Raw genomic sequence first — 3447 nt, 5'->3', positions numbered from 1 at the left:
TAAATAGTTTTTGATTAAAAAGTTCATTAAATACTGAAAGGAAATTTTAGAGGTTGAGTAGCCGTTATAAGTACTGTTAACTAATAACTGGTTAACTGATCACTAATAGACGGGGAATTAGCTCAGCTGGCTAGAGCGCCTGCCTTGCACGCAGGAGGTCATCGGTTCGACTCCGATATTCTCCACAAATTAATTAAGGATTTATAGTAATAGATTTTTAATTATAGAAAGTTCATTGACATATTGAAAGAATAAAGAATACGAGAGTAGGCTTATAGGTTATGAGAGTAATCGTATAAGCGACAAAATACATTAAAACTAGAGATAGTTAAGAGCAAATTAGGTAAAAGACATAAGCTTATTAAGGGCGTATGGGGGATGCCTAGGCTCTCAGAGGCGATGAAGGACGTGATAAGCTGCGAAAAGCTGCGGGGATTGGCACATACGAGTTGATCCGCAGATATCCGAATGGGGCAACCCGGTATACTGAAGGTATATCATCCGCAAGGAAGCAAACCCGGAGAACTGAAACATCTAAGTACCCGGAGGAAGAGAAAACAATAGTGATTGCGTTAGTAGTGGCGAGCGAACGCGCAATAGCCCAAACCAATATGTTTACGGATATATTGGGGTTGTAGGACCACGACATTCTGTGCAAATTGAACTAGAACAAGTTGGAAAGCTTGGCCATAGACGGTGATAGCCCGGTATAGGTAAGATTTAGTAACAGATAGTGGTATCCTGAGTAGTGCGGGGCACGTGAAACCCTGTATGAATCTGGCGGGACCATCCGCTAAGGCTAAATACTACTGAGAGACCGATAGTGAACCAGTACCGTGAGGGAAAGGTGAAAAGAACCTTGAATAAAGGAGTGAAATAGACCCTGAAACCATACGCTTACAAGCGGTCGGAGTCCTGTTAAGGGATGACGGCGTGCCTTTTGCATAATGAGCCTACGAGTTACCGTTATCAGCAAGGTTAAGTACTTCAGGTACGCACCCGTAGCGAAAGCGAGTCTTAATAGGGCGCCAAAGTTGGTAGTGGTAGACGCGAAACCGTGTGATCTACCCTTGGGCAGGTTGAAGCTTTGTTAACCCAAAGTGGAGGACCGAACCCGTTGACGTTGAAAAGTCTTGGGATGACCTGAGGGTAGGGGTGAAAGGCCAATCAAACTCGGAAATAGCTCGTACTCCCCGAAATGCATTTAGGTGCAGCGATATTATTAGTTTTATAGAGGTAGAGCTACTGATTGGATGCGGGGGCTTCACCGCCTACCAATTCCTGACAAACTCCGAATGCTATAAAATGTTAAATATCAGTGAGGGCATGGGTGCTAAGGTCCATGTCCGAGAGGGAAAGAACCCAGACCATCAGCTAAGGTCCCCAAATGTATGTTAAGTTGAATAAACGCGGTTGAACTGCTTAGACAGCTAGGATGTTGGCTTGGAAGCAGCCATTCATTTAAAGAGTGCGTAACAGCTCACTAGTCGAGCGGTTCGGCATGGATAATAATCGGGCATAAACATACTACCGAAGCTATGGATTTTGTATTTATATACAGAGTGGTAGGGGAGCATTGTAATAGAGTAGAAGGTGATCTGCGAGGGTTGCTGGATTTATTACAAAAGAAAATGTAGGCATAAGTAACGATAATGCGGGCGAGAAACCCGCACACCGAAAGACTAAGGTTTCCTCAGCTATGCTAATCAGCTGAGGGTTAGTCAGGACCTAACGCGAACCCGAAAGGGGTAGTGGATGGACAACAGGTTAATATTCCTGTACCTGCTTTATAATAAAAGTGACGGAGTTGGGTATATGTTGCGTACTGACGGAATAGTACGTTGAAGTAACTTCAAGGTTACGATAGTACACTTAAGCTACGGCGGCGGTGATAATACATAGGACCAACTTCCAAGAAAAGCGAATAAAGCAGCCTGTACCGCAAACCGACACAGGTAGTTGGGATGAGAATTCTAAGGTGCTCGAGAGATTCATGGCTAAGGAACTAGGCAAAATCGACCCGTAACTTCGGGAGAAGGGTCGCCCCCAATTTTACTTGGGGGCCGCAGTGAATAGGTCCAGGCGACTGTTTATCAAAAACACAGGGCTCTGCAAAATCGAAAGATGACGTATAGGGCCTGACACCTGCCCGGTGCCGGAAGGTTAAGTGGAGGCGTTAGCATTAGCGAAGCGCTTAAATGAAGCCCCGGTAAACGGCGGCCGTAACTATAACGGTCCTAAGGTAGCGAAATTCCTTGTCGGGTAAGTTCCGACCTGCACGAATGGTGCAACGATCTGGACACTGTCTCAGCCATGAGCTCGGTGAAATTGTAGTATCGGTGAAGATGCCGATTACCCGCTGTGGGACGAAAAGACCCCGTGAACCTTTACTATAGCTTAGTATTGGTTTTGGATAAGTGATGTGTAGGATAGGTGGGAGACTTTGAAGCGGTATCGCCAGGTATCGTGGAGTCATTGTTGAAATACCACCCTTTACTTATTTAAAGCCTAACCCCACTAGTTGGGGGACAATGCTTGGTGGGTAGTTTGACTGGGGTGGTCGCCTCCAAAAGAGTAACGGAGGCTTCTAAAGGTTCCCTCAACACGCTTGGTAACCGTGTGTAGAGTGCAATGGCATAAGGGAGCTTGACTGAGAGACATACAGGTCGATCAGGTACGAAAGTAGAGCATAGTGATCCGGTGGTTCCGTATGGAAGGGCCATCGCTCAAAGGATAAAAGGTACTCCGGGGATAACAGGCTGATCTCCCCCAAGAGCTCACATCGACGGGGGGGTTTGGCACCTCGATGTCGGCTCGTCACATCCTGGGGCTGGAGAAGGTCCCAAGGGTTGGGCTGTTCGCCCATTAAAGTGGCACGCGAGCTGGGTTCAGAACGTCGTGAGACAGTTCGGTCTCTATCTACAGTGGGCGTAAGAAATTTGAGTGGATCTGACTCTAGTACGAGAGGACCGAGTTGGACTAACCTCTGGTGTACCAGTTGTTCCGCCAGGAGCACTGCTGGGTAGCTACGTTGGGAAGGGATAAGCGCTGAAAGCATATAAGCGCGAAACCCACCACAAGATGAGATTTCTTTAAAGGGTCGTGAGAGACGATCACGTTGATAGGCTATAGGTGTAAAGGCAGTAATGTCATAGCCAAGTAGTACTAATAACCCGTATAGTTTATGTCCTCTTTCTCTCCCTGAGTTTACTTGGGGAGAGAAGGTGAAACCTTTTGCATTAGCATTCTAGTAAATGTATAAACAACTACGTATGACTTTATTTTTTCAATATGTTACCTTATTAGTTACTTCAATATACAAGTAACATCAGTTTAAGGTGGTTATAGCAACGAGGCTCACCTCTTCCCATTCCGAACAGAGAAGTTAAGCTCGTTAGCGCAGATGGTACTGCTATTTTGTGGGAGAGTATGTCGCCGCCTTTTTTT

Annotated in this window: 1 tRNA gene and 2 rRNA genes; all 3 read left to right on the top strand. The window is 46.0% G+C overall.

Annotated elements, in window-relative coordinates:
• Window positions 1-111 precede the first annotated feature (111 nt).
• The 3 genes from FT993_RS08485 to rrf all read left to right on the top strand — a co-directional run bounded on the left by FT993_RS08485 (window position 112) and on the right by rrf (window position 3444).
• Window positions 112-185: transfer RNA gene (locus FT993_RS08485), tRNA-Ala, on the top strand.
• Between the two features lie 166 nt (window positions 186-351).
• A 23S ribosomal RNA gene (locus FT993_RS08480) occupies window positions 352-3189 on the top strand.
• 145 nt (window positions 3190-3334) lie between these two features.
• A 5S ribosomal RNA gene (rrf, locus tag FT993_RS08475) occupies window positions 3335-3444 on the top strand.
• Window positions 3445-3447: the final 3 nt, after the last annotated feature.

Origin of the sequence: Mesonia sp. HuA40 (assembly GCF_008017835.1) — a bacterium.
Lineage (GTDB): Bacteria > Bacteroidota > Bacteroidia > Flavobacteriales > Flavobacteriaceae > Mesonia.
Note: the sequence above shows the minus strand (reverse complement) of the source record. Positions and strands in the feature narration are given on the sequence as shown.